At 70.2% G+C, this 26,622-nt stretch carries 24 protein-coding genes; 8 read left to right on the top strand and 16 right to left on the bottom strand.

The annotated features are described in order from the left end of the window. Positions 1–99: 99 nt before the first annotated feature. Together F8O03_RS01630 and F8O03_RS01625 are read right to left on the bottom strand one after the other, a co-directional pair. Positions 100–1,866 (bottom strand): amidohydrolase, encoded by a 1,767-nt coding sequence (locus tag F8O03_RS01630; RefSeq protein WP_151422097.1) that lies wholly within the window; start codon positions 1,864–1,866, stop codon positions 100–102. Positions 1,867–2,065: 199 nt separating this feature from the next. Further along, on the bottom strand, positions 2,066–2,917 hold the full coding sequence (locus F8O03_RS01625; protein ID WP_151422096.1) for a Rossmann-fold NAD(P)-binding domain-containing protein: 852 nt from the start codon (positions 2,915–2,917) through the stop codon (positions 2,066–2,068). Between the two features lie 171 nt (positions 2,918–3,088). On the opposite strand from F8O03_RS01625, the gene F8O03_RS01620 reads away from it, so the two are divergent. Together F8O03_RS01620 and F8O03_RS01615 are read left to right on the top strand one after the other, a co-directional pair. Beyond that, entirely contained in the window at positions 3,089–3,898 is an 810-nt protein-coding gene (locus F8O03_RS01620; RefSeq protein ID WP_104251679.1) for a thymidylate synthase, read from the top strand. Further along, the gene (locus F8O03_RS01615; protein WP_208851773.1) at positions 3,895–4,554 is read left to right on the top strand and encodes a dihydrofolate reductase; all 660 of its coding nucleotides are present in this window, start codon (positions 3,895–3,897) and stop codon (positions 4,552–4,554) included. The genes F8O03_RS01620 and F8O03_RS01615 overlap by 4 nt, the downstream gene beginning before the upstream one ends. Before the next feature lie 103 nt (positions 4,555–4,657). On the opposite strand, the gene F8O03_RS01610 is transcribed toward F8O03_RS01615, so the two are convergent. From F8O03_RS01610 to F8O03_RS01570, 9 genes are all read right to left on the bottom strand, one after another. Continuing rightward, a complete protein-coding gene (locus tag F8O03_RS01610; protein ID WP_151422095.1) occupies positions 4,658–5,419 on the bottom strand; it encodes an SDR family NAD(P)-dependent oxidoreductase in 762 nt (253 codons plus the stop codon). Between the two features lie 310 nt (positions 5,420–5,729). Next, entirely contained in the window at positions 5,730–6,578 is an 849-nt protein-coding gene (locus F8O03_RS01605; protein ID WP_244295819.1) for a fumarylacetoacetate hydrolase family protein, read from the bottom strand. Positions 6,579–6,696: 118 nt separating this feature from the next. Beyond that, positions 6,697–7,791 carry an aldo/keto reductase gene (locus F8O03_RS01600; protein ID WP_341872785.1) on the bottom strand — a complete coding sequence of 365 codons (1,095 nt, stop codon included), beginning with the start codon at positions 7,789–7,791 and terminating at the stop codon, positions 6,697–6,699. Continuing rightward, on the bottom strand, positions 7,788–8,726 hold the full coding sequence (locus tag F8O03_RS01595; RefSeq protein ID WP_151422093.1) for an amidohydrolase family protein: 939 nt from the start codon (positions 8,724–8,726) through the stop codon (positions 7,788–7,790). The genes F8O03_RS01600 and F8O03_RS01595 overlap by 4 nt, the downstream gene beginning before the upstream one ends. Further along, positions 8,711–9,055, bottom strand: a complete 345-nt coding sequence (locus F8O03_RS01590) for an L-rhamnose mutarotase (protein ID WP_151422092.1) — start codon at positions 9,053–9,055, stop codon at positions 8,711–8,713. The genes F8O03_RS01595 and F8O03_RS01590 overlap by 16 nt, the downstream gene beginning before the upstream one ends. Beyond that, complete coding sequence (locus tag F8O03_RS01585) at positions 9,052–9,999, bottom strand: carbohydrate ABC transporter permease (protein WP_244295816.1); 948 nt, start codon at positions 9,997–9,999, stop codon at positions 9,052–9,054. The genes F8O03_RS01590 and F8O03_RS01585 overlap by 4 nt, the downstream gene beginning before the upstream one ends. Next, positions 9,992–10,981: a carbohydrate ABC transporter permease gene (locus F8O03_RS01580; protein ID WP_151422091.1), complete on the bottom strand. Its 990-nt coding sequence runs from the start codon at positions 10,979–10,981 to the stop codon at positions 9,992–9,994. Before F8O03_RS01580 ends, F8O03_RS01585 begins: the two co-directional genes overlap by 8 nt. Further along, a complete protein-coding gene (locus tag F8O03_RS01575) occupies positions 10,978–12,342 on the bottom strand; it encodes an ABC transporter substrate-binding protein (RefSeq protein WP_151422090.1) in 1,365 nt (454 codons plus the stop codon). Before F8O03_RS01575 ends, F8O03_RS01580 begins: the two co-directional genes overlap by 4 nt. A gap of 114 nt (positions 12,343–12,456) precedes the next feature. Further along, entirely contained in the window at positions 12,457–13,317 is an 861-nt protein-coding gene (locus tag F8O03_RS01570; RefSeq protein ID WP_151422089.1) for a DMT family transporter, read from the bottom strand. Positions 13,318–13,356: 39 nt separating this feature from the next. On the opposite strand from F8O03_RS01570, the gene F8O03_RS01565 reads away from it, so the two are divergent. From F8O03_RS01565 to F8O03_RS01555, 3 genes are all read left to right on the top strand, one after another. Then, on the top strand, positions 13,357–13,878 hold the full coding sequence (locus tag F8O03_RS01565; RefSeq protein ID WP_151422088.1) for a MarR family winged helix-turn-helix transcriptional regulator: 522 nt from the start codon (positions 13,357–13,359) through the stop codon (positions 13,876–13,878). Between the two features lie 4 nt (positions 13,879–13,882). Beyond that, positions 13,883–15,271 (top strand): M20/M25/M40 family metallo-hydrolase, encoded by a 1,389-nt coding sequence (locus tag F8O03_RS01560; RefSeq protein ID WP_151422087.1) that lies wholly within the window; start codon positions 13,883–13,885, stop codon positions 15,269–15,271. A gap of 247 nt (positions 15,272–15,518) precedes the next feature. Then, the gene (locus tag F8O03_RS01555; protein ID WP_151422086.1) at positions 15,519–16,985 is read left to right on the top strand and encodes an MFS transporter; all 1,467 of its coding nucleotides are present in this window, start codon (positions 15,519–15,521) and stop codon (positions 16,983–16,985) included. A 304-nt stretch (positions 16,986–17,289) separates the two neighbouring features. Here F8O03_RS01555 and F8O03_RS01550 read toward each other — a convergent pair whose 3' ends face one another. From F8O03_RS01550 to efeU, 5 genes are all read right to left on the bottom strand, one after another. After that, positions 17,290–18,891: a sensor histidine kinase gene (locus F8O03_RS01550; protein ID WP_151422085.1), complete on the bottom strand. Its 1,602-nt coding sequence runs from the start codon at positions 18,889–18,891 to the stop codon at positions 17,290–17,292. Next, positions 18,888–19,637: a response regulator transcription factor gene (locus tag F8O03_RS01545; RefSeq protein WP_104251667.1), complete on the bottom strand. Its 750-nt coding sequence runs from the start codon at positions 19,635–19,637 to the stop codon at positions 18,888–18,890. Before F8O03_RS01545 ends, F8O03_RS01550 begins: the two co-directional genes overlap by 4 nt. A 64-nt stretch (positions 19,638–19,701) precedes the next feature. After that, positions 19,702–21,054: an iron uptake transporter deferrochelatase/peroxidase subunit gene (gene efeB, locus F8O03_RS01540; protein WP_151423065.1), complete on the bottom strand. Its 1,353-nt coding sequence runs from the start codon at positions 21,052–21,054 to the stop codon at positions 19,702–19,704. Between the two features lie 227 nt (positions 21,055–21,281). Then, complete coding sequence (gene efeO, locus F8O03_RS01535; protein ID WP_151422084.1) at positions 21,282–22,499, bottom strand: iron uptake system protein EfeO; 1,218 nt, start codon at positions 22,497–22,499, stop codon at positions 21,282–21,284. A 26-nt stretch (positions 22,500–22,525) separates the two neighbouring features. Beyond that, complete coding sequence (gene efeU, locus F8O03_RS01530; protein WP_151422083.1) at positions 22,526–23,434, bottom strand: iron uptake transporter permease EfeU; 909 nt, start codon at positions 23,432–23,434, stop codon at positions 22,526–22,528. 270 nt (positions 23,435–23,704) lie between these two features. Here efeU and F8O03_RS01525 point away from each other — a divergent pair, with 270 nt between their 5' ends. The 3 genes from F8O03_RS01525 to recQ all read left to right on the top strand — a co-directional run bounded on the left by F8O03_RS01525 (position 23,705) and on the right by recQ (position 26,423). Beyond that, complete coding sequence (locus F8O03_RS01525; protein WP_151422082.1) at positions 23,705–24,007, top strand: rhodanese-like domain-containing protein; 303 nt, start codon at positions 23,705–23,707, stop codon at positions 24,005–24,007. Positions 24,008–24,204: 197 nt separating this feature from the next. Next, entirely contained in the window at positions 24,205–24,432 is a 228-nt protein-coding gene (locus F8O03_RS01520; protein ID WP_151422081.1) for a hypothetical protein, read from the top strand. A 107-nt stretch (positions 24,433–24,539) separates the two neighbouring features. After that, entirely contained in the window at positions 24,540–26,423 is a 1,884-nt protein-coding gene (gene recQ / locus F8O03_RS01515) for a DNA helicase RecQ (RefSeq protein ID WP_244295814.1), read from the top strand. Positions 26,424–26,622: the final 199 nt, after the last annotated feature.

Here is a 26,622-nt window from a genome sequence, read left to right as displayed (position 1 = left end):
CAACGCTCGCGCACGCATCCACCAGCGAGTCGTGGCGGAACGCAGCGTGTGCGGCAGCGCGGTGCGCGCAGCCACAACCCTCGCGAGCCGACGCTCTCCTCAGCAGCCGTGTCCGACGTGGCCACGCGCAGCGTGGTGGACGTGCGGCGCGGGGTCACTCGCGTGCGCCGCAGCCAGGAATTCCGGAAGGTCGACGCGTGCGCCGCCCACCCAGGTGCCGAGCACCTCGACGCGTTCGTCGAGGTAGCGGGGAGGCACCTCATACGGGTCAGCGCCCAGCTCCACGAAGTCGGCGAGCTTCCCGACCGAGATCGAGCCCACGAGGTGCTCGCGGTGGAGGGTGCGCGCCGCGTCGATCGTGTGCGCCCTGAGCGCCGCATCCACGGAGATGGCCTGCTTCGGAGCGTGGATGCGCCCGCTGCTCGTGCGCCGAGTCACGGCCGTCTGCACGTTCAGGATGGGCGACGGCGGTGACACCGAGCCGTCGTTGTGCAGTGAGACGACGACCCCAGCCTCCACCGCATCAGCGAAGGCCTGCCAGCGCGCGCCCTGCTCGGGAGCGAACATCTGCCCGTCGAGCAGGTCTCCCCAGTAGTAGTACTGGAACGGGGCGAGCGACACGTGCACGCCGAGGCGCGCGGCGCGCTCGAACTGGTCGCGGCGCCCGGCCCCGGCGTGCTCGATGCGCCAGCGGTGGTCCGTGCCGAGCAGTCCGTGCTTGGCGAGGGCGCGCTCGTAGGCGTCGAGCGCGACGTCGATGGCGAGGTCGCCGTTCGCGTGGAACGACATCTGCCAGCCGAGCGGTGCGCAGGCGTCGAGCGTCGCGTCCACCTGCGCTCGCGAGTAGTTCATGGCGGATGGGCCGCCCGCCGTCGCCGGGTCGATGCCGGCGCGTCTCGTCGCGTCGCTCGCGAGGTAGGGGAAGGAGGTGGCGATGTTGCCGATCCACGGGGAGCCGTCCGTCCACAGCTTCACGCCCTGCTTCACGAGGCGCTCCTCGCCGGCGTCGAAGGTCGCGGCGGCCCCCGGGTCGGTGGCCGTCGACACCTCCCAGAGGCTCACGCGCAGGGGCGAGGATGGCATGGCCGCGAGCGCCTCGTAGGCGGGGGCGAGGTCGGTGGAGAACGTCATGTCGGAGGTCGACGTGATGCCCGCCCGCGCCATGAGGGCGTAGTACTCGGCTGCGCTGCCGAGCGGGCTGCCGCCGAGCTGCTGCATGACGGGGCCCAGCACGGCGGTGTTCGCCGGGATCTCGAACGAGATGCCGGTGAGGGCGCCGTCCGCGTCGCGCGCGAAGGAGCCACCGACTGGGTCGGCGGGCGGGGTCGCGTCCCACCCTCGGCTGCGGATGAGCGCCGACGTGAAGGAGCAGGCGTGCCCGGAGTTGTCGACGACCACCGCGACCCGGTCGCCGAAGATGTCGTCGAGGTCGGTGGCCGTCGGGGCGGGGCGCCCATGCAGGAGCGCGTCGAAGCCGTTGAAGAGCAGCGGGACGTCGGCGTCGTGCTCGGCCATCGCCTGCGAGAAGATGCTCAGCACCTCGCTCCACGTCGGGGCCTTCCACGGCGCGATCGACAAGGCTGGCAGCTGCGTCGCGAGGCCGCTCAGGAACGGGTGGCTGTGCGGGTCGATGAAGCCCGGCATCAGCACGGGTGCGCCGCTGTCGATGACGGGAGCGCCTGGCACCACCTCGAGGCACTCGGCGAGCGTGCCGACCGCCACGATCTTGCCGGCAGCGACGGCGACGGCGGATGCGCGCGGCAGCTGCGCATCCATCGTCACGACCGTGCCAGCCGTGAGGATGAACGAGTCCGGCGCTGCGTGCGCGAGGGCGGTGGAGGTGGCGGTGGAGGCTGGCTCTGACATGCGACTCCTTCGGGCGCCGCGGCAAGGCGGGGCAACGAATGCGGGGATGGTGCAGCAGGGCGCCTCTCGGCGACGCCACCAGTATGGCGCGTCGCCCGTCGGCGCGCCGAGGGGCGGAGTTGTGGTCGTCAACATCGCCCCACAACGACCACAAGGTCGCCCTCGCTGACTCCGGTGGCTACGCCACGCTGCGACCGCGTCAGCTTGTGCGGAGGCGGACCATCTCGGCGTAGCCCTCGCGGTAGCCGGGGTAGTCGAGCGTGCCGAGCATTTGCAGCATCCGCTCGCCGCCCAGTAGCGTGCCGCTGGCCTCTTCCGGGTGGATGCGCGGTGGCGCGGTCACGCTGAGCTCTCCGGCCACGAAGGTGGCGACCTCTCCCAGGGAGGCGGGGTGCGCATCAGTTGCGTGGAGCAGCGGGGGCGCGTCTGGGCGCTCCAGCGTCGCCTCGATCGCCCGCACCAGGTCGCTCTCGTGCACTCGATTGGTGCGACGCGCGTACTGGAGAGGGGCACCCTCGAGGACGCGCCTGACGAGACTGTCCCGCCCGGGACCGTAGATCCCTGACGGCCTGATGACGGATGCGCCGAACAGCTCGACGGCGCGACGCTCGCCGTCGACAAGCGCACGCGCGCGGTCCGAGGCCGGGGCTGGCGCATCCGCTTCGCTGATCAGATGGCCGTCGCCGCGCCCTTCGAACACGCGCGTCGACGACACGAAGACCACCCGGTCCGGGGCGCCGGGGAGGCTCGCCGCGAGCGCCTCGAGGGAGTGCCGATACCCGTCCGGCGCGACGACGCCGTCGACGGCGGGCGGCGGGAGCGTGATGACAAGTGCGTCCACGGCAGGCAGCGTGAGGGGCGGGGCCTTCGGGCTGGCGAGGTCCGCGGCGATGAGCTCGATGCCCGCCCCCGCGTCGCCTTCGCTCCGACGTAGGCCGAAGACCTCCGTCCCGCGCGCGGCGTAGCGCTCCCCCAGTCGCGCGCCGAGCTTGCCGAAGCCCGCGATCAGCAGGCGGGCGGGCCCGGACGTCGGCGAGGCGGGGGTGCTCATCCCCCGAGCGTAGAACTCGACTCCCGCGAGTCGCCCCAGAGGGTCGCGACTCCGCCCCTGAGATCGACCCCGAGCGGCAGCTCGCGGTGGCCAGACGCGCGAGGTCGACACCGGGCGACGCGTACCCGCGGACGACTGGGCAGTCCGACTCCGCGGGCGTATCCTCGGGACGTGACTTCGGAGATCCTGACCCCGTACGAAGACCTGCTGCGCGACGTCCTCGAGAACGGCGCCCACAAGTCCGACCGCACCGGCACGGGGACGCGCAGCGTGTTCGGCCGCCAGCTGCGGTACGACCTGTCGGAGAGCTTCCCCCTCATCACCACGAAGCGCGTGCACTTCAAGTCCATCGCGTACGAGCTGCTGTGGTTCCTGCGTGGAGACTCGAACGTGCGCTGGCTGCAGGAGCGGGGCGTGAAGATCTGGGATGAGTGGGCCGACGAGAATGGCGACCTCGGCCCCGTCTACGGCGTGCAGTGGCGATCCTGGCCGACACCCGAGGGTGGCCACATCGACCAGATCGAGCAGGTCGTCGCGCAGATCCGCGCGAACCCCGACTCGCGCCGCCACATCGTCACCGCGTGGAACCCGGCCGAGATCTCCACCATGGCGCTGCCCCCGTGCCACGCCCTCTTCCAGTTCTACGTCGCCGACGGCAAGCTCTCCTGCCAGCTGTACCAGCGCAGCGCCGACCTGTTCCTCGGCGTCCCGTTCAACATCGCGTCCTACGCCATGCTGACCCTCATGGTCGCGCAGCAGACGGGCCTCGAGCCGGGCGAGTTCGTGTGGACGGGAGGCGACGTCCACATCTACGACAACCACGAGGAGCAGGTGCGCGAGCAGCTCACCCGCGACCCGTACCCGTACCCGCAGCTGCGCATCCACCGCACGCCCGACACGATCTTCGACTACGAGTTCGAGGACTTCGAGGTCGCCAACTACGAGCACCACCCCACGATCCGCGCGGCGATCGCCGTATGAGCGACGCGGCGGGCGCGACCTGGGTCGCTGATGCGGTTCGCGCGGAGGCCGAGCGCGCCGGCGACCTCGGCGGCGACCTCGACGCTGATCGCGGTCTGACGGTCGGGCTGGTGTGGGCGGAGGCTCGCGGCGGTGTGATCGGCGCAGAAGGCGGGATCCCCTGGCATGTGCCGGAGGACCTGGCGCACTTCAAGGCCGTCACGCTCAAGCACCCTGTGATCATGGGCCGGAAGACCTGGGACTCGTTGCCGGAGCGCTTCCGCCCGCTCCCCGGTCGGCGCAACATCGTCGTGACTCGCCAGGCGGACTGGGCCGCCGACGGTGCCGAGCGCGCGGGCTCGTTCGAGGAGGCGCTCTCCGCGGCGGGCGCGAACGCGGGCGCGAACGCCGGCGCGGGCGCAGCCCCAGCCACGGAGCCGGGCCACGCGGCCGAGGCCTGGGTGATCGGCGGCGGCGAGCTCTACCGCGAGGCGCTCGCCAGCGCCCACCGCCTCGAGGTGACCGAGATCGATCTGCAGGTCGACGGCGACGCCCGCGCCCCGGACTGGTCGGGCGACGACTGGCGAGTGGATGCGCGCGAGCCGTCCGACGGCTGGCTCGAGTCGCGCACCGGCATCCGCTACCGCTTCCTGAGCCTGAGCCGCCCACGCAGCTGATCGCTGCCAGTCGAATGGCCCTCCAGCGAGGCCCGCAGACGGCCATTCGACTGGCAGCGACCGTGGAGGCTGCGGAGCAGCAGCGCCGGGATCTTCGGATCGGCTACGCCTGAACCGGCCTCACGCGCAGCCCGCCGAACCCGCCGTCGACGGCGACCACGCTGCCGGTGGTGGACGCGGAACGCGGGGACGCGAGGTACGCCACGGCGCCCGCGACCTCGGCAGGCGTGACGAGCCTCCCCGTCGGCTGGCGAGCATTCATGGCCGCGCGTTCCGCCTCTGGGTCGGCGACGTTCGCGACCATCCGCTGCACCCACGGAGTATCGGTGGTGCCTGGCGAGACGGCGTTCACACGGACGCCGTCGTGCACGTGGTCGGCGGCCATCGCGAGCGTCAACGCGTGCACGGCACCCTTGGTGGCCGAGTAGAGCGCGCGCTGCTGGATGCCCGTGGTGGCCGCGATCGACGTGAGGTTGACGATGGCTGCCGCGTCCGACTCGCGAAGCGCGGGCATCGCCGCGGCGCACACGCGAGCCACGCCCTGCACGTTCACGTCGAGCACGCGCGCCCAGTCCTCGTCGCTCGAGTCCTCGACGGTCCCGAACGCACCGATGCCCGCGCAGTTGACGACGACGTCGAGCCGGCCGAAGCGCTCGAGCACGGCCGCGACCCCCGCATCCACCGATCTCCTGTCGGACACGTCGACGCTCACGCCGAAGGCCGGCCCCTCGACCGAGTCCCCGTTCAGGTCGAAGACGGCGACGTCGGCGCCGCGCGCGAGGAGCTCTTCGGCGACGGCCGCCCCGATCCCGGATGCACCGCCCGTGACGATCGCGACCCGCCCGCCGAACTCATCGCCGCTCATGCGGCGATCCCGACACGGCTCGACGTCTCGCGATGGGTTCCACGCTTCGGGATGGCTTGTACCCCATCCCGAAGCGTGGAAGCCATCCCGAAAGATGCGAGCACGGATGGGCGGATCCCTGTGCAGGTCGAGACTCGACCTGCCGCGCCGTCGGCAGGCCCCGTTCCGGCAGCCTCGGGCTGGGAACGTCGCTTCGTTGCGGGAAACTTCCCCGAACGAAGCGCGTTTCCCATCCCGAGACGCGCGGCGCGGGCCCGGGAGTGGGAACGGGCGTGGGAACGGGCGCGGGTGCCCGCGATGCTCGTTGCGCTCACGATGCGTCCTCGAAGCGCTGCCTGGCGGTGCCGAGACCGTCGATGGAGAGCTCGACGATGTCGCCGTCGCGGAGGTAGGGGGTGCCTTCGATGCCGAGCGCGACACCGGCCGGGGTGCCCGTGTTGATGAGGTCTCCCGGCTGCAGCACCATGAACTGGCTGAGGTACCAGACGACGTGGTTGACGTCGAAGACCTGGTCGGCGGTGGTGCCGTCCTGCCGCTGGACGCCGTTGACGCTGAGGCGCAGGCCGAGTGCCTGCACGTCGCCGAGCTCGTCAGGGGTCGCGACCCATGGTCCAAGGGGGTTGAAGGTCTCGCAGCTCTTGCCCTTGTCCCACTGCCCGCCGCGCTCGAGCTGGAACTCGCGTTCGCTCACGTCATGGGAGAGCACGTAGCCGCCGATGACGTTGGCGGCGTCGGCGGGTGACGCGAGGTAGCGCGCCTCACGGGCGATGACGACGCCGAGCTCGACTTCCCAGTCGGTCTTGACGGAGTTGCGGGGGATACGGACGACGTCGAACGGACCTGTGATCGTCGATGGGTCCTTCATGAAGATGACGGGCTCTTCTGGGATGGCGGCGCCGGTCTCGGCGGCGTGGTCGCGGTAGTTGAGTCCGATGCAGACGATCTTCATGGGCCGCGCGATGGGCGCGGCGAGGTCGAGGCCTTCGAGGTCACGTCCCTCGGTCGCGAGGGCTGCCGCCTCGAGCTCGCCGAGCTGCTCTTCCGAGCGGGCGAGCAGCGCGCCGTCGACCTGGTCGACGCCGGCGAGGTCGTAGACCCGGTCGCCGTCGACGATGCCTGGCACGACTCGGTCGCCGTCTCTGCGCTGAACGAATCTCACGGTGGTTCCTCCTGGTGGTTGCTGTCGGGTCGGGGTGCGGCGGTGTGCGGCGGGCGCTGAACGGTCGGCGGCGCCGGGTGGGGTTGCGGGTGCGGGCTGTGGAATCGGGTGCGCGTGGCTACGCGGTGAGGCGGATGCTCCGCGGGTCGATGAGGCCGTGGCGTTCGAGGTCCGGCCACAGCGCATCTGGGACGGCGACGGATGCGCGCCGCAGGTTGTCGCGCACCTGGCCGGCAGTGCGCATCCCGAGGGCGATGCCGGCGACGGCTGGATGCTGCAGCGGGAACGCGAGGGCCGCGTGCGGCAGTGTCACGCCGTGTCGCTCGCAGATGTCCGCGATGCGGTGCACCCGTTCGAGCGCGGCGGGCGGGGCTGGCAGGTAGTTGTAGACGGCGTCCGGGCCCGGCCGCGGCGTCGAGAGGAGGCCCGAGTTGTAGACGCCCACGGCGATGACGGACGCTCCTGCCCTGCGGGCGGGTTCGAGCACGCTCTCGAGGCCGGGCTGCTCGAGCAGCGTGTAGCGGCCCGCGAGCATGGCGACGTCGATGAGGCGCTCGTCGAAGAGGGAGCCGAGCTGGCTGGTCTCGTTGGTGCCGACGCCGATCGCGCCGACGACTCCCTCGTCGCGCAGCTCTCGCAGCGTCACGAGCGCTTCGCGGGCGGCCCCTTCGCTGAAGGCGTCGGGGTCGTGCACGAACGCGATGTCGATTCGGTCGGTGCCGAGCCGCTCGAGGCTGCCTTCGAGGCTGCGGAGCACGCCGTCGCGGCTGAAGTCCCAGCGCCTCATGAGGGTGTCGGGCACGACGAAGCCGTCGTCGAGGCCCGAGGGTTCCGGATTGGGCACGAGCAGTCGGCCGACCTTCGTGGAGATGACGAGTTCGTCGCGCGGGTAGGCCGCGAGCGACGCCCCGAGGCGTCGCTCGGAGAGCCCGAGTCCGTAGTGCGGGGCCGTGTCGAAGTACCGGATGCCGGCATCCCAGGCGGCGGTCACGGCACCCGCGGCCTCCTCGTCGCTCGTCTCGCGGTAGAGGTTGCCGAGCGAGGCGGCACCGAACCCGATGCGGCTGACGTGCACGGCGGAGTCGCCGATGCGTCGCCGCGGCAGACCCGGGCTGTGCGGAGCTCTGCGGGTGTCGGCGGATGCATCCCTCGCCGGTTCGGGGCTGAAGCCGTCGGAGTCGCCGGCCGTCCGAGAGCCGCTGGCCGCGTTCACGCGCCCACCCCGCGCATCCCGTACACCCGGTCGGCGGTACCGACGTCGATCTGCCGCTGCTCGGCGGGGCTCAGCGACGCGGTCGCGGATCGGTACGCATCGATCCAGTCGCGGTAGCCGCCGCGCGTGAGCCGGACGAGTGGCCAGTCGGACCCGAACATGAGACGCGACGGGCCGAACAGCTCGAGCGCCGGGTCGATGGCACGCGCCACGGCCGACTGCGACCAGTCGCCCCAGTCGTCCTCGATCGTGAGACCGGAGATCTTCGCGGCCACGTTCGGCAGCGCCGCGAGCTGCCGCAGTCCGGAGTGCCAGGTCTCGAGCTCGCCCGTCGACAGCGGGGGCTTGCCGAGGTGGTCGAGCACGAAGGTCGTTCCTGGCACGCGCCGCGCGAGGCGTGCGGCCTGCTCGAGCTGCCATGGTCTGATCACGAGATCGAAGCTCAGACCCCGCGTGCCGAGCTCGGCCAGGCCCGCGGCGACGTCGTCGCGGGAGAGCCACCGCTCGTCCTCGTCGATGTGCACCGGATGTCTGATGCCGACGAGCTTCGACGCGCCCGGGCGCCTGGCGAGGTCATCCAGCTGCAGGCGCACGCCGTCCGCCCCACCGCGCAGGTCCACCCAGCCGACGACGCCGACCACCTCGTGCGCTTCCAGCGCCTCGTCGAGGAGGAAGTCGTTCTCGACGAGCGTGCGGTCGGACTGCACGACCACGGCGCGGGTCACGCCGACCTCGCGCAGCTGCGCGGTCAGGTCCGTGCCGGAGAACTCGCGGTTGATGGCCGGCATGGAGTCCGGGTCGATCCAGGTCTGCGGCACCACAGACCGGTCCCAGAGGTGCACATGCGTGTCGATCGGGATGCGTGCGTCACTGGCCGTGTCGCGGTTCAGCCGAGCGCTCTCTGGCGCTTCTGCGCGGGTCAGTCCATGTGCCATGCCAGCTCCATCTCCCGCCACAGCTCACCGTCGCGCGCCTCACCGAACGGGGTCTGGCAGGGGTCCGTGAGCCGCCACCAGCGCTGGCTCTCCTCGTCGAGCTGCACGCGCGCCATGTCTGCCTCGTAGTCGTCGCCGACGTACTCGTAGGTGCCGAAGAGCGTGGTGTCGATGATGAAGATCGAGTAGTTGCGGATGCCCTGCTCGCGCATCGCCTCCTCGACCCGCGGCCAGACGGCTCGGTGCAGCTCCAGGTACTCCTCGCGTTTCTCCGGCCGCACGTCGACCACGAATCCGTGCCGCGTGACCGCGGTCCTTCCCGTGCTCATCCCTTCGTGCCGCCCGCGGTCATGCCGTCGACGAGGAAGCGCTGCGAGAACAGGAAGATGATGACGATCGGCGCGACCGACAGCAGCGTCGCGAGGGCGAGCGTCGGCAGCTCGATGACGATGCTCGTCGCGGTCGTCGGGTTGAACTGCGGCACGTTGGAGAGCAGATTCGCGAGGCCGACCTGCACCGGCACGTTCTTGCCGCCCACCATGAGGAAGGGCAGGAAGTAGTTGTTCCAGTTGCCGGTGAAGCTGAAGAATCCGACCAGCGCGATGACGGGTGCGGCGAGCGGCATCGCGACCTGCGCGAAGACTCGGAGCTCGCTGGCGCCGTCGATGCGCGCGGCGTCGAGCAGGTCTCGGGACACCGCCGTCGAGAAGTAGATGTAGGTCAGGTACACGCCGAACGGGAAGAACGAGAACGGCAGGATCACGGCAAGTGGAGATCCGATGAGCTTGACTGCGCTCAGCTCGAGGAAGATCGGCAGCACGAGGGCGGTGTTCGGGATGAGCATGACGATGAGCGTCACGAGCAGCAGCGCCTTGCGGCCCTTGAAGTTGCCGAGCGCGAGGGCGTAGCCGGCGGGGACGCTCACGATGAGCGTGATGACGAGGGCGCCGAACGAGTAGAGCGCCGAGTTCCCGATCCAGGTGAGGAAGATGCCGTTCTGGAAGCTGAACAGCTGCTCCCAGTTGGCGGCCAGCTGCTCCAACGAGCCGAACGACATGGGGTTCTCGAGCAGCAGCGAGCGGGCATCCTTCGTGCCGGCGAGGAGGAGCCACACGATCGGGAGCAGGAAGAACACGACGAACGAGGCGATGACCGCGCCGAGCACGATGCGCATGATCCACTCGCCCGGTGTGAGCTTCCGGGCGAGCGCCTTCGTCGGCGGATGCGCGGTGTCCTGGTGCTCGACGTTCCTTGAGATCACGGTGTCAGTCACGTTCGAACAGCTTTCCCTTGAGGATGAAGATCGTCGAGAGCGCGAGGGCGACGACGAGGAGCGTGATGGAGATGGCTGCGGAGCCCGAGAAGTCGCCCTGCTTGAACGCGTAGAGGTAGGCGAGCTGGTTGAGCGAGTAGTCCTCCGGCACGACGCCGCGGCTGGCCTGCGAGAGCACGCGCGGCTCGACGAAGAGCTGCGTCCCCGCGGCGAGCGACATGATGCCCATGTAGGAGATCCACTTGGTCATCATGGGCAGCTGGATGTGGAGAGCCACCTGCAGGGGGTTGGCGCCGTCGACCTTCGCCGCTTCGATGACCTCGTTGCTGATGTTGTTGAGCGCGCCGTACATGATGACGATCCAGCTGCCGGCGCCGGTCCAGAACGCGATGACGGTGAAGACGATCGGCAGGTTGTCGATGGAGACGGTGCGGATGAGCGAGTCGTAGCCCATCGCACGCAGGAGGCCGGCGACGGGGCTGACGGTGGGGTCGAGCAGGAACAGCCAGAGCATGACGCTCGATGCCCCCGCGATGGCGCCCGGGATGTAGTAGAGGAAGCGGATGCTGACGCTCAGCCACTTCGCGCGGATCGAATGCACGATGATGGCCAGGAACACGACCAGCACGATGAGGCTGATCAGCCAGAAGACGATGTACAGCGTGACGTGGCCGACGGCAGGCAGGAAGCGGTAGTCGCCGAAGACGCGGACGAAGTTGTCGATGCCGACGAAGACGCCGTTCTCGGTGATCGAGAGGAAGACCGCGTAGAGCGTCGGGACGATGCCGAAGGCGAGGAGCAGCAGCACGTAGCCGCTGACGAAGATGTACCCGAAGCGGGTCTCGTTCGCGAGCGGGTTGGCGGCGCGCTGTCGCCCCGCCTTGCGTGGCTTCCTCGGTCCTGCCGGGTCGGCGTCGCTCTGGGGAGCGGCGCCGACCGCGGGTTCAGTCCGCGTCTCGGATTCGAGCGGCGTGGAGGTCATTCGGCGACCGTGTACCCGTTCACCTGTGCCTCGTTGAGCACTTCGGTCTGCCAGGCGGGGAGCACCGACTCGATGGTCTTGCCCTCGGCGATGGCCGGCATCACGGTCGTCGCCCATCCGGTCTCGGGGCTGAAGCGCGCCGATGCCCAGCCGCTCCAGATGCTGCCGCCCGCGTCGATCATCTGCTGCTCGAAGCCGTCGATGAAGTAGCCGGTGTCGGCGAGCTTGCCGAGCCATCCCTCAGCGGCCGACGAGTACGCCGGGTAGCCGCTCGAGAGCTCGACCTGGAATTCGGGGGCGCTGACCGCGAACTCGAGGAACGTCTTGGCTGCTTCGAGGTTCTTGGTGTGGCTGGAGGCGTACCAGATGCCGCCGCCGACGTTGCCTGTGGCGATCTCCTCGCCCTCCCAGGCGAGCGGGGCCGCGACGCCCAGCTGCCCTTCCGGCACCTGGAGTCCGCTCTGGAAGACGGCGCCCGTGTACCAGACCGGCCCGGGCATGACGACGACCTTGTCGGCGTACTTCGACGTGAACTCGGCGCTGAACACGCTGTCCTGCACGATCGTGCCGTTCGCGATCATCTTGTCGAGGATCTTGGTGATCTCCACCGAGTTCTCCGACTCCATGTCGGCGACGAAGGTGTCGCCCTCGGTCTGGAAGACCGGCGACTGCGAGCCCTGGTAGTAGACGTATGGCATGAAGGCGTCGCCGACGCTGCCGAGGATGTAGCCCGGGTGCTCGGCTGCGAGCTTTTCGCCGAGCTGCCCGTATTCCTCCCACGTCGTCGGCACTTCGTAGCCGAACTGGTCGAGCAGCGACTGGTTGTAGTAGGTGACGACCTGCGCGAGGTCATTGCGGAGGCCGTACACGGTGTCGTCGATCGTGGACGGGTCGAGGGCACCGGTGGAGAAGCCGTCGAGGAACTCCTGGTCGAAGAAGCCCTTGTTGAGGGGAGCTGCGAAGCCCTGCCCGCCACCCGGTGCCGGCTGGGACGCCCACGAGGCGTCGTTCTGCTGCGTCGAGAAGACGACGTCCGGCCATCCTTCGCCCGCCTGGTCCATGAGCGCGATGCGCGTCTGGAAGGTGCCGCTGCCACCGGCGTTGCCGTCGTAGACCTCGTATTCGATGGGCACGTCGGGGTTGGCTTCCTGGAAGGCGGCGATCGCCGGTTCGCGGGCCGCGTCGACCCACACCATGATGGGGCTGTCGGCTTCCTGCTCTGCCGTCGCGAACCCGTACTCGCTGTTGACCTCTCCGCTGGCTCCTCCGGCGCATCCGGCGAGCAGCAGGGCTGATGCAGCAGCTGCCGCGATGGTGGCGATGCGCCTGCTTCGGCGCTTCTGGGACGAATCTTGCAACATTGTGCGTCCTTCTCTGGTCGACGTCGTTGACGACTGCTGCCCGCATCTCGGGGTGGTGCGATTACATCATACGTCTGACGTTAGATCAAGACTCGTGATAGCGCTGCCAGAACGTTACTCCGATCGAGGACGGCGAGCAGACTGCCCCAGCAGGATCCCGAGCAGCACCAACGCCATACCCACCCCCTGCTGCCAGGTGAGCACCTCGCCGGCAACAAGCGTTCCGAGGAGGACACCCGTGACCGGGTTGAGGAGTCCGATCAGACCGGTCGTCCCTGCCGTGAGGTTCCTGAGCCCGGCGAACCAGGCGAGGTACGCGAGGGCCGTCGAGACGAGGCCGACGTAGGCGAGCGCTGCGATCGCGGGCCCGTCGTAGCTCGGCATCGGCCCCTCGATGAGCAGCGCGACGGGGAGCAGCACGACCCCGCCGCCCACGAGCTGCCAGGCGGTGAGCGGCAGCAGCTCGACGTCACTCCCCCACCGCTTCACCAGGACGAAGCCGAACGAGGCGAGCGCCATAGCGGCGACGGATGCGGCGACTCCCATCCAGTCGATGGCTCCTGCTCCCGTCGCGAGCATGAGCACGACCCCGGCGAGGCCGGTGGCGGCACCCAGGACGGGCAGGACACGCAACCGCTCGCCGAGCATGGAGACCGCGAAGACCATCATGACGATGGGCGACGCCGCCATGATCATCGACGCGATGCTCGACGGGAGCAGCTGCGACGCGACGTAGACCAGGGCGAAGAACGCGCTCATGTTGATGGTGCCGAGCACGACGGCGCGCCACCACCACGCGCCCTTGGGCAGCTTCCTGGCGAAGCAGAGGAGGACGAGCCCGGCCGGCAGCGCGCGCAGCACGGCACCCCAGAGCGGCGCGTCCGCTGGGAGGAAGGAGCCCATGACGAAGTAGTTGCTGCCCCAGGCGATCGGTGCGATCGCCGTGATGAGCATCCAACGCCATTTAGTTTCCATGGAAGACAGTCTAGCTTCCATGGAAGCTAGACTGACGACATGACCGCCCCAGCTGACCGCGTCACCCAGATCCTCGCCGAGTGGGCACGCGAGCGCCCGGACCTCGACGCATCCCCCATGGGCGTGATCGGGCGCATCCACCGCATCGGCCTGCACCTCACCGACGAGCTCACCCGGGTCTACCGAGAGTTCGGTCTCGGCGAAGGCGACTTCGACGTGCTCGCCACCCTGCGGCGGGCCGGCGCGCCATTCGAGCGCACGCCAAGCGAGCTCGCCGCATCGACCATGGTCACGACGGGCGCCATGACCAAGCGAGTCGACCGACTCGAAGGCGCGGGCCTCGTCTCCAGACGGGTCAGCGAAGCGGATGGGCGGGGCCGCGTCGTGCAGCTCACCGCGCCTGGGCTCGAGGTCATCGACCGGGCATACTCGCGACACCTCGAGAACGAGGAGCGACTCCTCTCCGGCGTGAGCGAAGACGACCGGGCCGCGCTCGCCCGCATCCTCGGCCACTGGCTGGCCGACGTCGAGGGCACCGGGCGGGACGCGTCCCTAGACTGACGCCATGACTGCTCCCCAGGCGACGGGCCGCGACTCCGAGGTTCCGGACGAGACGCACGGCATCGCCGAGCGCCTGTCGCGCATGGTGCGGGTGGAGACGGTCTCGACTGGCGTCCCTGAGCGCGACTCTGCCCCGCTCCAGGACTTCCTCGCCCTGATCGAGGAGCTGTACCCGCTGGTTCACCAGCGACTCGTACGGGAACCCGTCACCGACCGGGGCGTGCTGTACCACTGGCCGACGACGGCCGACGACGACCAGCTCGGCGTCGCCACCCCCGGCGGTCCGGTGGTGCTCATGGCGCACTTCGACGTCGTCCCGGCCTTCGAATCGGAGGGGTGGACGCATCCGCCATTCGACGGCGCCGTCGCCGACGGCTCCGTGTGGGGCCGCGGCACCCTCGACGACAAGGGGGCGCTCTGCGTGATCCTGGAAGCCGTCGAATCACTGCTCGGCGAAGGCTTCGCGCCCGCACGCGACGTGTACCTGTGGTTCGGCGGCGACGAGGAGACCGGCTCGGAAGCCGCGACCGCGGCCGCGGCGCTGTTCCGCGAGCGCGGGCTCACGCCATGGCTGGTGCTCGACGAAGGCGGTGCCGTCGTGGATGCTCCCCTGCCGTTCATCGACGTGCCAGCGGCCATGATCGGCGTCGGCGAGAAGGGGTCGGTGAACGTCGTCCTGGAGGCGAGCGGAGACGCGGGGCACGCGTCGGCGCCCTCCGGGCTCACGCCCACGGCCCGCATCGCGAGGGCAGTGACGAGGGTGGAACGCAGTCCGTTCCCCGCTCGGCTGACTCCGGCGGCCCGCGAGATGTTCGCGACGTTCATCCCTCACGCCCGGGGCCGCGGCAGGGTCATCCTCGAGTCCTTCACGCGGGCGCCGCTGCTCGCCGCGCAGTCGCTGGCCCGTCTCGGCGGCGATGCGGCCGCACTCGTGCGCACGACCCTCGCGACGACGCGCCTCAACGGCGGCACCGCCGACAACGTACTCCCCGCGAGCGCGAGCGCGACCCTCAACTGCCGCATCGCGCCGGGCGAGAGCGTCGCCTCCACGCTCCGGCACGTGCGGCGGGCGGTCCGCGACCGGCAGGTGCGCATCCGCTGCACTGACCCGAACGAGCCGACTGCGCTCGCCCCGACGGACAACCGGCAGTTCGGGCTCCTGCGCGACGCCGCACGCCTCGCCTATCCGGAGGCCGTCGCCGCGCCCTACATCACGCTCGCCGCCACCGACGCGAAGCACTTCCAGCGCTTCGCGCCTGCCACCTACCGCTTCGCGCCGCTCGCCATGGATGCGAGACAGCGCGCGTCGATCCACGGCGTCGACGAGCGCGTCTCGATCGCGAGCCTCCGCGCGGGCAAGCTCTTCCACGAGGCCCTGCTGCGCTCGCTCTGATTCCCGCGCTCCTCGACCGACGCCCGACGGCCTGTCCCCGGCGGCTCCTCGAACTGACGGCCAGACGACGCAGACCGGTTGGTAGGTGGTGCGCGTCGGCGGCAGTACAGTGATTCCACCCAGAACGACGGACGACACCGCTGCCGTCCGGCACGACGCACCACACACCCCCACCCCGGCCAGCACAGAGGCCGGAGTTCGGGCACCCGATGCTCCAACGCAGCCCCGCTCGAGGAAAGGCACCACCGTGCACCGTCTCCGCTCCGCCGGCTTCGCGTCGATCGCCGGCATCGTCGGCTTCCTCGCGTTCGTCGAATTCACGAGCGGGATCCTGCAGGGGTACTACACCCCGCTGCTCACCGACATCGCCCGCCACCTCGGCATCCACGACGCCGACGTCAACTGGCTCGAGGGCGCGCAGCTCATGCTGTCGGCCCTGGTCGTGCCGGTGCTCGCGAAGCTCGGCGACATGCTCGGGCAACGCAAGGTGCTGCTCGTCTCCACGGCGGTCACCGCGTTGGCGTCATTCGGCCTCGTGTTCGCGCAGGAGTTCTGGATGTTCCTCGTCGCCTGGGCGCTGCAGGGCTTCTACGTCATCTGGCTGCCGATCGAGATCGCGCTCATCTGGTCGCGCACGCGCGAGCGCCCGAACTCCGCGCGCCTCACCCGCACATCCGCCGGCGTGCTCGTCGCGGCCCTGCAGCTCGGAGCCATCGCCGGGGCGCTCAGCGCGGGCGCACTCGCCGAAACCCTGCCGGTGCCCGTGCTGCTGCTGATCCCGGCCGTCGCGGTTGCGCTCTGCTTCTTCGTGATCCTCTTCGGGGTGAAGGAGGCCCCCAACCCCGTCGGCGGCAGCCTCGACTACCCCGGCCTGCTGCTCCTGAGCTTCGCCCTCATCGCCTTCACCGGCGGCCTCAGCCTGCTGCGCGTCAACGGGCCAGCAGACCTCTTCTCCTGGCTCATCGTGATGCTGGGCCTGGCCCTGCTCGCCGTCTTCGCGCGAGTCGAGCTCAGCCGACCCGATCCCCTCATCGACGTGCGCCTCTTCCGGTCCTCGGCGCTCTGGCCCGTGTTCCTGACGGCCGGCCTCTTCGGCGTGAGCGTGCTCGGCGCGCAGGCGCCCCTCTCGACCTTCGCGCGCACCGACCCGAGCGTGTACGGATACGGGCTGGGCGCATCCGCTGGCCAGACGTCGATCCTCATCGGCTCGTACGTGCTCTCCATGGTCGCTGGCGCCCTGCTCTACGCGCAGGTCATGAAGCTCCTGGCGCCCCGCCTCGCGCTCATCGGCGCCAGCGGCCTCGTCGCGACGGGCTACCTGCTGTTCCTGCCCTTCCACGACGGATACGTGCAGGCGGTCACCAACATGGTCATCGCGGGCATCGGGTCAGGCGCACTCGTCGCGGCGCTTCCCTCCGCGGCGGCGGCCGCAGCCCCGGCGACCCAGACGGGCGTCGCGACCGGATTGACGAACTCGGTGAAGACGCTGGGCGGGGCCATGGCGTCGTGCGTGTTCGGCATCGCCCTGCTCGGCACGCTGACGAGCGCCCCAGCCGCGGGCGAGGGCACGGCCGGCTCCCTCACGGGCTACTTCACCGTGTGGACCGTCTGCGGGCTGACGGCCGTGGCCGCCGCCGTCGCGCTCTGCTTCGTGCCGAAGACGGCGTTCCAAGATGCCCCGGAGCGGGTCGGCCAGCCGCCCGTCGCCGTGTAACGCCCGCGCCCCACCCCGCCACACCGCCGAGGGCGGACTTATGGTCACCAAGACGCGAGAATGACGACCAGAACTCCGCCCTCGACTTGGCGGGCTTGCGCCAGAACGGACTTGAGGTCGCGAGACGCGTGGGTGAGAACCACACCTCCGCTCTCGACTCGTCGGGCATGGACCAGGGCGGACTTATGGTCGCCAAAGCGCGAGAATGACGACCACAACTCCGCCCTCGGCGCAGGAGACACGTCGGGTCGCCTCACTGCTCGGCCGGCCGGCCGCCCGTCGCCATGTAGCGCCCGCGCATCCCTCAGCCCTGGACCGGGAGTCCCTGCGGCAGGCGCACCGTGAAGCGCGTGGCACCGGGCCTGCTGTCGACGGCGATCGCGCCGCCGTGCGCATCCACGACGCTCTTCACGATGGAGAGACCGAGGCCTGTCCCCCTGGTCACCGGGATGTCGCTCGACTCCGTCTCGCCGCGGGCGCGTGACGTGTCGCCGCGCACGAAGCGCTCGAAGAGGTGATCGAGCACGGCGGGGTCGATGCCGGGGCCGTCGTCGAGGACGCTGAGCACCGCGAACCCGCCGTCGACGCCGAGCGTCAGCGTGACGTTGGTGCCAGCCGGCGTGTGCGCGTCCGCGTTGGCCAGCAGGTTCGAGACGACGCGGCGCAGCTGGCCCTCGACCCCAACCACCTCAATCGGCTCGCCTGGGATGTCGAGGTTCCAGTGGTGGTCGGGCCAGGCCGCGTGCGCGTCGCCGACCGTCTCGAGGGCGATGAGGGACAGGTCGACCCTGCCGCGGGTGGCCTCCACGCCCTCGTCGAGTCGCGCGAGCAGGAGCAGCTCCTCGACGAGCGCGGTCATGCGAACGGACTCCGAGTCGATGCGCTCGAGCGCGCGCGCCGTGTCCTCCGGCAGGTCGGCGCGGCTGCGGCGTGTCAGCTCGGAGTAGCCGCGGATCGACGCGAGGGGCGTGCGCAGCTCGTGGCTCGCATCCGCGACGAACTGCCGCATCTTCGCCTCGCTCGCCTCCCTGGCCGTGAAGGCACGGGAGATGTGCCCGAGCATCGTGTTGAACGCCTGCCCCATGCGCCCGACCTCGGTTCGCGGGTCGGCGTCACGCGGGTCGACGCGCACGTCGAGCGCGGCGTCGCCCGAGGTGAGCGGGAGCTTCGAGATGCTGGTCGCGAGGTGCTCGACCCGTTCGAGTGGGGCCATGGACGCGCGGATCCAGCGAGACGTGAACAGCGCGGCGAGCGCGATGCCGAGCAGCCCGATGAGGCCGATCATGAGACTCAGCGTCGTGGTCGTCGCGTTGACGTCGCCGAGCGGGAGCGCGATGACGACGCCGTACCCGGCGGGCCCTTCGCTCGCCTGCGCCCTCACCTCGCCGATGCCGTCGACGGTGACCGTGTGCGCCCGCCCGTCCAGGGGCACGCTCGCGAGTGACTCCGCGGTGCTCGGCGAGATGAGGACGACCTCGCCGAGGCTGTCGAGGGCGCCGGCTGAGATGACCTCGTCGCCGTCGATGACCGCCCCGACCGTGCCCTCGGCCTGGCCGGGCAGCTTCAGCACGAAGGTCGCGTTCGGCGTGAGCGACAGCGGCCCGCCCGTGTCACCCGGACCGGATGCGCCCTCGCGCCCCCGGTCGCTGGCGGAGAGCAGCTGCTGGTCGAGCCGGTCGACGAGCACGTTGTGCAGCAGTGAGACGCTCACGGCGCCGATGACGGCGGTGACGGTGACGAGCGTCGCGACGAGCCCGAGCACGAGCCTGCGGCGAAGCGTCATCGGTGCGCGGCCCTGCGGGGTGGCCGCCGCTTCGGCGTGTCCTCTCTGTCCGACGGGCGAGGGCGGGGCGGGGGCCCAGGCGGGAGCCGCAGAACCGTCGACCGCGCCCCCTCTCGAGGTCATTCCGTCGCCTTGAGCATGTACCCCACGCCGCGCACCGTGCTGATCATGGGCTCCCGGCCGGCGTCGACCTTCTTGCGCAGGTAGGAGATGTACAGCTCGACGACGGTCTCGCGCCCGCCGAAGTCGTAGCTCCACACGTGGTCGAGGATCTGCGCCTTCGAGAGCACTCGGCGTGGATTGCGCATGAGGAAGCGGAGCAGCTCGAACTCGGTGGCCGTGAGCTCGATGAGGTCGTCACCTCGGCGAACCTCGTAGCTCTCCTCGTCGAGGCTGAGGTCTCCGACGCGGAGCACGGGATCATTCGCGGCGCCCTGCGTGAGCATGGACCGTCGCACGAGGCCGCGGACACGCGCGATGACCTCCTCGAGGCTGAAGGGCTTGGTGACGTAGTCGTCCCCGCCCGCGGTGAGTCCGGCGAGGCGGTCGGCGAGCGCATCCTTCGCCGTGAGGAAGAGCACGGGCAGCGTCTCGTCGTCGGCGCGGATGCGGTGCAGGAGGGTGAGCCCGTCCGTGTCGGGGAGCATGATGTCGAGGATCGCGGCGTGCGGCTTGAACTCTCGGGCGACCTTGATCGCAGACGCGCCATCCGCGGCGGTGCGGACTTCCCAGCCCTCGTAGCGCAACGCCATCCGGAGGAGGTCGGTGAGCGAGGGCTCGTCATCGACGACGAGCACTCGGATGGCGGACCCGTCGGCCGCCGTGAGCTTCGGGCCGAGCCGCGAGCTCGACTGATCGGTTGCAGGCATGGCTCCAGTCTCCTCTTTCAACTATGGAGCACCTATGAGCCGCCTGGGCGTGGAGTATGCGCGGTCAGCCGAAGAGCGTCTCCCCCACGTAGCCGCCGTCGCGCGCGCCGGGCGGGATCGCCCAGATGCCGCTGCCGGTGTGCTTGAGGTACTCGTTCAGGAGGTCGGTGCTGAGCGACTGCTGCACGCGGATGAACTGCTGCGGGTCCCGCTGGTAGGACAGGAAGAAGAGCCCGGCGTTGAGCCGCCCGAGCTCGTCGTTGCCGTCGACGAAGTTGTAGCCGCGCCGCAGCAGCCTCGCTCCCGCGTTCTTCGCGGGGTGGGCGAGGGCGACGTGCGAGTTCGCGTCGATGGCGGGCTGCCCGAAGGTCGTCTCGCTCTCGACCACGAAGTCGGGCTCGGTGAACTCCTCGCCGCCGCTGAGCGGGGCGCCGGCGCGTTTGTCGCGGCCGATGATCTGCTCCTGCTCCTCGAGACGCACTCGGTCCCATGATTCGATCATCATGCGGATGCGCCGCGCGACCAGGTAGGAGCCGCCGACCAGCCAGTCGGCGCCGTCGCCCGGGGCAACCCAGACGTGCTCGGCGGTCGCGCTCGTCTCCTCCGCCTTGACGTTCGCGGTGCCGTCCTTGAAGCCGAACAGGTTGCGAGGTGTGGCCTGGCTCGTCGACGTCGACGAGGTGCGCCCGAAGCCCAGCTGCGACCAGCGCAGGATGACGCGGCCGAAGCCGATGCGCGTGAGGTTGCGGATGGCGTGCACCGCGACCTGCGGGTCGTCGGCGCAGGCCTGGATGCAGAGGTCGCCGCCGGAGAGTGCGCTGTCGAGGGCATCGCCAGAGAACCGCGGGAGCTGTGTGAGCTTCGCCGGCTGCCTGCTCGCGAGCCCGAAGCGGTCGACGCCGTCGCCGTCGACGAAGAGCGTCGGCCCGAAGCCGACCGTGATGGTGAGCGCGGACGGAGGCAGTCCCATGGCCTCGCCCGTGTCGTCTGGCGGCGCGAGCGGGGAGCCGCCGACGGCGCCGGAGGCTGAGACGTCGAGGCCCTGCACGAGCCGCGACGACGCGTAGCTCCAGTCCTGCAGCAGCTCGACGAGCTCCTCGCGGGTTGTGCCCTCGCGCACGTCGAAGGCCGCGAAGTGGAGTCGGTCCTGGGCGGGCGTCACGATGCCGGCCTGGTGCTCGCCGGAGAACGGATACTGTGTGCCGCTGCCCGCGTGGGTGCTGGCACCGGCCCCGGTCGCGGCCGCGATACCGAAGCCACCTGCACCGCCGGCGGCGATGCCCGCGGCGCCCGCACCGAGCAGCCCGAGCAGCCCGCGTCGGGAGAGGCCGCCGCTTGCGGAGGCCGCCGGGTCGGAGTCCCCCGCCGGGCCGGCACCCGCCGCCGGCCGAGGTGCCGCCGTCGATCCGGACCTCACATTCCCTGCTCGCGCATCCGCGCCGTCGGGTTCGCGCCCGGTTTCACCTGCGCTCACGGCGCTCCTTCTGCTGATGGTTCACGTGATGCCGTCCCGGGGGATTCCAGCGGAAATCCGAGCACGGACCAGAGTGCCGTCAGTCAGGGTGACGAGGGGTCGCATCGCCGTGATGAAGGGCACTCAGCGACGCCACGTCACCCTGACTGGCGGCGTGCGTCTCGGAGAGGCTACGCCTGCAGGCCGAGCACCGTGGTCGTGAGCTGCGAGAGCGGCTCGGCGAGCGCATCCACCTGCGTGGAGAGCTCCTTGACCTGGTCAGGCGTGAGGTCGCGGTAGGTGGTGAAGCCCTCTTCGTAGCTCCCGTAGCTGCCGAGGAGGTCGTTCAGCGCCGTGAACTCGGTGCTGATCGAGTCGGCGATCGCTGCCCCGTCGTCGCCCTTCGCGCGGGCGACGTCCTCGACGATGCCGAAGGCGACTTCTGCGCCCTCGACGTTCGCCTTGAAGTCGCTGAGGTCGGTGCCGGACCACCAGTCCTCTTCACCGGAGATCTTGCCCGTCGCGACCTCGTCGAGCAGGCCGATGGCCCCGTTCGTGATGTCCTCGATCGAGATCTCGAACTCCTCGCCGTTCACGAGGTCGGCGAGCTCCTGGATGTCGCCGACGAGCTGGTCCGCGTAGGCGGTGCGCTCCTCGGGCGTGGACGGCGCCCAGTCGAGGAACGCGTCGGTGTCGTCGGAGTTCTTGTCGCCGGGCTGCGGCTGCCAGAGGTCCTTCTCGATGCGGTGGAAGCCGGTCCAGTCGAGGCCCTCGGCGACGGCATCGACCTCTCGGTAGTCGATCTTCGGGTCGAGGTCGCCGAACGCCTCGGCGGTCGGCTCGATGCGCTCGTATGGCACGCGCGCCGCGGCGAACAGCTCGCGGGCCTTCGCGTCGTCGCCGGACTTGTAGGCGGTCGTGAAGTCCTCGACGAGGGGCACGAGCTCCGAGACCTGGTTGCGCAGGTAAGCGGTGTAGCTCGTGACGGCCTCGTCGTAGGCGGCCTGGTCGTCTGCCGCGACCTCGACGGCCTCGCCGGTGACTTCGAACGCGGTCTGCCCGATGCCCTCGCCGATCATGCCCGGCTTGCAGACCGTGAAGTAGCTGCCCGGCTGCGCGACGACGGAGAGCTGGCGGCTCGTACCGGGGGCGATGTTCTCGACCTCGCCCACGATACGGAGGCCGTCGTCGGCGAGCAGGTAGAACTCGGTGACGCGCTCGCCCTCGTTGGTGACGTCGAAGGTGATGGGCCCGCTGGCGGCTGATGCGCCGGAGACCGTGCAGTCCGAATCCGTGCTCGAGACGGCGAGCGACGACGCTGGGTCGGCCGGCGCGTTCGGCACGCAGCCGGTGAGGGAGACGAGGGCAGCGGCCGACAGCAGACCGGCGGCGAGTGGCTTGAGGTGCATGGGTGTCCTTCTTCGAGGGCGCGTATCTAGAGCGCGGCGGTCGCCGCGGGCTGGGGTGAGGTTGGGGTCGCGTGCCGCCGGCCGGAGCGGGTGCGGATGGCGAAGAGCGTGGCGGTCGGGATGAGGTACGCGAAGTAGGCGAGGATCTCGAGCTTCGTCATCTCGGGGGTGAAGCCGAGTGTTCCCTTGAGGAGCGCGCCGAGGAGACCGTCCGGCGGGATGATCTGGGGGATGCGGAACGCCCACGCGTTCTCCCCGAACCAGGCCTGGGCGGCGGCGGATGCGCTCTCCGGGGCTGCGGTGAAGGGTCCGGGCAGCACCGCCGCTTCCTGCAGGTCGTGGATCGCGTAGGCCACGATGCCCGCGGCGAAGACGATGAGGAGGGCGCCGGTCCAGGTGAAGAAGGTGGAGAGGTCGATGCGAACGACACCGCGGAAGAGACCCCAGGCGAGCCCGACCGCGATGAGGAGGCCGAGGATGGCGCCGAGGAAGCCGAGCACCCAGCCGTCGCCCGAGCGCGTGGTCGACCAGACGAAGAGCGCGGTCTCGAGTCCCTCGCGTGCGACGGAGACGAACGCGACCGCGACGATGCCCCAGCCGCTGCCCCCGAGGTGGCGATCGACCTGCCCCTCGAGGTCGTGCTTGAGCGTCTTCGAGACGCGAAGCATCCAGAACACCATCCACGTGACCATGGCGACGGCGACGAGCGAGAGCGTGCCGCCGATGATCTCCTGGGCTTGGAAGGAGAGGCCGTACGCGCCGAACGTGAGCACCGCGCCGAGGATGAGGGACGCGACCACGGCGAAGGCGACGCCGAGCCAGATGCGGCGCACGATGTCCGGGCGGTGGATTCGCCGCGCGTAGGCGATGAGGATGCCGACGACGAGCGCCGCTTCGAGGCCTTCGCGGAGGCCGATGAGGAGAGAGCCGAGCATGCTGGATTCCTGGGCGTGAAGAGAACTGGGCCGGCGGGCGTGAGGGCCAGCCATAGCCCAGGCGTCCATACGCGGTAGGCCAGGTAAGGCTTACCTTTCGTGAAGATACACCCGCCTCCGGGGATTTGCCAAGTTCCGTTCAGGTCAGAACCCGTCCGGCGTCCCAACTCCTCCCAAGGCCAGTGCGCCAGCGCTCTCGAAGTGCGCTGAAGTACCGTGGTGCGCGGCCCGCGGTCCCGCGGTGCAGAGACTCAACCAGGAGGATCACCCGTGCAGACCATCGACACCAAGCAGCTCGCAGAGCTCGGCGAGCAGGCCACCGTCATCGACGTCCGCGAACGCGACGAGTTCTCGGCCGCGCGCATCCCGTGGGCCAGCAACGTGCCGCTGAGCGAGCTCACGGATCGTGTCGACGAGGTGCCGGAGGACGGCCCCGTCTACCTGATCTGCGCCGCTGGAGTTCGCAGCGAACGTGCCGCTGCATACCTCGAGCAGCACGGCAAGCCGGTCGTGAACGTGCTCGGTGGCATGTCCGAGTGGGCGGGGGCGGGGTTCACGGTCGAACGCGACTGAACGCTCCGCCGGCGGCGGCCAGCCGTATCCGCGCCATCCATTGACCGATCGACGCGAGGCAGGACCCCCCAGCCGTCCTGTCTGGTGGGGAGTTCTCCCCTCGCTCTCGGGCGTGCCGCGCGGAGATTCTCGCTAGCGTTGAAGCCCCAGAGCGCGAGCCCTGCGGCGCGACGAGTCACCGGCGATGGGAGCTGAGTGTGAACAGCCCACAGCGACTGGCGCGCGCCCGCGACGCCTCGACCCGCCTGGCCTCGCAGCCGAGCGTTGACCCGCGGCTGCAGCTCGAGCAGCAGCATCGCGCAGCACAGCTGGATCCGTTCGACCGCACCCTCCCGAGGCGCACGATCCGGGACGCGTCGGCGCCGATGTTCATCCCCGGCTTCCGCTACTACCCGCCGGTCTCGCGCCTCCGAACCACCCGGTAGCGGCACGCCGAGGCCCCAGGTTCGCGACCGGGTCGTCATGCGGATGCACGCGGCTGGGCCTGTGGATGACCGAGCGGATGTCGGTCGTCGCGCCTAGGGTTGCTTCCATGGTCGCAACGCACGAGACAGAAGCCCCCGCCAGGTCAGGGACCCTGCTCGAGCGAGCGCAGCGGGTGCTGCGCGAGGTCTTCGGCTACGACGACTTCCGCGGCGACCAGGCCCAGATCATCGAGCGCCTCTGCGCTGGCGACGACGCCGTCGTACTCATGCCGACCGGTGGCGGCAAGAGCCTCTGCTACCAGGTGCCCGCGCTCGTGCGCGAGGGAACCGGCGTCGTCATCTCGCCCCTCATCGCGCTCATGCACGACCAGGTCGGCGCGCTCGAGCAGCTCGGCGTGCGCGCTGCGTTCCTGAACTCCACCCAGTCGATCGACGAGCGTCGTGACGTCGAGCGCCAGCTCCTCGCGGGCGAGCTCGACCTCATCTACCTCGCCCCCGAGCGCCTACCGGTCGCCGCCGACCTCCTGAGCCGCACCAACATCTCGCTGTTCGCGATCGACGAGGCCCACTGCGTGGCCCAGTGGGGGCATGACTTCCGCCCCGACTACCTGAACCTGTCGATGATCGCGGAGCGCTGGCCGGGTGTCCCCCGCATCGCCCTGACCGCCACCGCGACGAGCGAGACCCGGCAGGAGATCGTCGACCGGCTCGTGCTCGGCGACGCGAAGGTGTTCGTCGCCAGCTTCGACCGCCCGAACATCCAGTACCGCGTCTCCCCGAAGGCCACCCCGAAGGCGCAGCTGCTGCGCCTCATCCACGAAGAGCACGCGGGCGACGCCGGCGTCGTGTACTGCCTGAGCCGCAAGTCGGTCGAGAACGTCTCCGAGTGGCTGCGGGGTCAGGGCGTGAACGCGCTGGGCTACCACGCGGGCATGCCAGCGGAGACGCGTGCGCGACACCAGGCGAAGTTCCTCCGTGAGGACGGGGTCGTCATGGTGGCGACGATCGCCTTCGGCATGGGCATCGACAAGCCGGATGTGCGCTTCGTGGCGCACCTCGACCTCCCGAAGAGCATCGAAGGCTACTACCAGGAGACGGGGCGTGCAGGTCGTGATGGCCTGCCGTCCACCGCCTGGCTGGCCTACGGGTTGAACGACGTGGTGCAGCAGCGCCGCATGATCGCGGAAGGCGAGGGGGACGCGCAGCGCAAGCGAGCGCAGAGCCAGCACCTCGACGCGATGCTCGCGCTCTGCGAGACGGTCACCTGCCGACGTGTGCAGCTGCTCGCCTACTTCGGGCAGCTCAGCGAGCCGTGCGGCAACTGCGACACGTGCATCTCGCCACCCGACTCGTGGGATGGAACGATCGCGGCGCAGAAGCTGCTGTCGACCGTGCTGCGGCTCGACCGCGAACGCAACGGCCAGGCGTTCGGAGCCGGCCAGCTCATCGATATCCTCACCGGCAAGACGACAGAGAAGATCACGCAGTGGAAGCATGACGAACTCTCGACGTTCGGCATCGGCAAGGACCTCGGCGACACGGAATGGCGCGGCGTCATCCGTCAGCTCCTGGCCGCGGGCGTGCTCGCCGTGCGCGGCGAGTACGGGGTGCTCGCGCTCACCAGCGAGGCCGCACCGGTGCTCCGCGGCGAGCGTCAGCTCATGTTCCGCAAGGAGCCCCCGAAGCCGGCGGGCTCGAGCGGGCGCCGCTCGCGCGGGGAGTACTCGGGTCGCTCCGGCGGCGGGAGCGCGGCAGCGGCGGCCCTCACGGAGTCGCAGCGCGAGGTCTTCGAGCGCCTCCGCGCGTGGCGCGCCGAGACCGCGAAGGAGCAGGGCGTGCCCGCCTACATCGTGTTCACGGATGCGACGCTCGCCGCGATCGCCGAGGTCAAGCCGCGCCAGCACGCGCAGCTCGCCGCTATCTCCGGCGTCGGTGCGGCGAAGCTCGAACGCTACGCCGACGACGTTCTGGACGCGGTCGCCGACCAGTAGCGCCGCCCCGAGGGGCAGGTCCCGTGCTCGCACAACAGCGCGATGAAGCTTCGCCGTGCGCGAAGCGGCGGCCTCGCCGGTTCCGGCGCGTGCGGGGTTCCAGCGTTCAGGGTTTCGGCGTGCAGGAGCTCCGGCGCCTGCAGGCTTCGGCGTGGAGGAGCCCCGGCGCGTTCAGGGTTTCGGCGTGCAGGAGCTCCGG

Source organism: Pseudoclavibacter terrae (assembly GCF_008831075.1).
In the GTDB taxonomy this organism is placed as follows: Bacteria; Actinomycetota; Actinomycetes; order Actinomycetales; family Microbacteriaceae; genus Pseudoclavibacter; species Pseudoclavibacter terrae.
Note: the sequence above shows the minus strand (reverse complement) of the source record. Positions and strands in the feature narration are given on the sequence as shown.

What these genes read in the sequence shown, in the direction of transcription:
- recQ (WP_244295814.1), top strand. Translation starts at nt 24,540, where the DNA reads ATGGTCGCAACGCACGAGACAGAAGCCCCCGCCAGGTCAGGGACCCTG.
- F8O03_RS01550 (WP_151422085.1), bottom strand. Translation starts at nt 18,891, where the DNA reads ATGACCTCGAGAGGGGGCGCGGTCGACGGTTCTGCGGCTCCCGCCTGG.
- F8O03_RS01630 (WP_151422097.1), bottom strand. Translation starts at nt 1,866, where the DNA reads ATGTCAGAGCCAGCCTCCACCGCCACCTCCACCGCCCTCGCGCACGCA.
- efeO (WP_151422084.1), bottom strand. Translation starts at nt 22,499, where the DNA reads ATGCACCTCAAGCCACTCGCCGCCGGTCTGCTGTCGGCCGCTGCCCTC.
- F8O03_RS01570 (WP_151422089.1), bottom strand. Translation starts at nt 13,317, where the DNA reads ATGGAAACTAAATGGCGTTGGATGCTCATCACGGCGATCGCACCGATC.
- F8O03_RS01580 (WP_151422091.1), bottom strand. Translation starts at nt 10,981, where the DNA reads ATGACCTCCACGCCGCTCGAATCCGAGACGCGGACTGAACCCGCGGTC.
- efeU (WP_151422083.1), bottom strand. Translation starts at nt 23,434, where the DNA reads ATGCTCGGCTCTCTCCTCATCGGCCTCCGCGAAGGCCTCGAAGCGGCG.
- F8O03_RS01575 (WP_151422090.1), bottom strand. Translation starts at nt 12,342, where the DNA reads ATGTTGCAAGATTCGTCCCAGAAGCGCCGAAGCAGGCGCATCGCCACC.
- F8O03_RS01560 (WP_151422087.1), top strand. Translation starts at nt 13,883, where the DNA reads ATGACTGCTCCCCAGGCGACGGGCCGCGACTCCGAGGTTCCGGACGAG.
- F8O03_RS01590 (WP_151422092.1), bottom strand. Translation starts at nt 9,055, where the DNA reads ATGAGCACGGGAAGGACCGCGGTCACGCGGCACGGATTCGTGGTCGAC.
- F8O03_RS01595 (WP_151422093.1), bottom strand. Translation starts at nt 8,726, where the DNA reads ATGGCACATGGACTGACCCGCGCAGAAGCGCCAGAGAGCGCTCGGCTG.
- F8O03_RS01545 (WP_104251667.1), bottom strand. Translation starts at nt 19,637, where the DNA reads ATGCCTGCAACCGATCAGTCGAGCTCGCGGCTCGGCCCGAAGCTCACG.
- F8O03_RS01610 (WP_151422095.1), bottom strand. Translation starts at nt 5,419, where the DNA reads ATGAGCGGCGATGAGTTCGGCGGGCGGGTCGCGATCGTCACGGGCGGT.
- F8O03_RS01565 (WP_151422088.1), top strand. Translation starts at nt 13,357, where the DNA reads ATGACCGCCCCAGCTGACCGCGTCACCCAGATCCTCGCCGAGTGGGCA.
- F8O03_RS01625 (WP_151422096.1), bottom strand. Translation starts at nt 2,917, where the DNA reads ATGAGCACCCCCGCCTCGCCGACGTCCGGGCCCGCCCGCCTGCTGATC.
- F8O03_RS01615 (WP_208851773.1), top strand. Translation starts at nt 3,895, where the DNA reads ATGAGCGACGCGGCGGGCGCGACCTGGGTCGCTGATGCGGTTCGCGCG.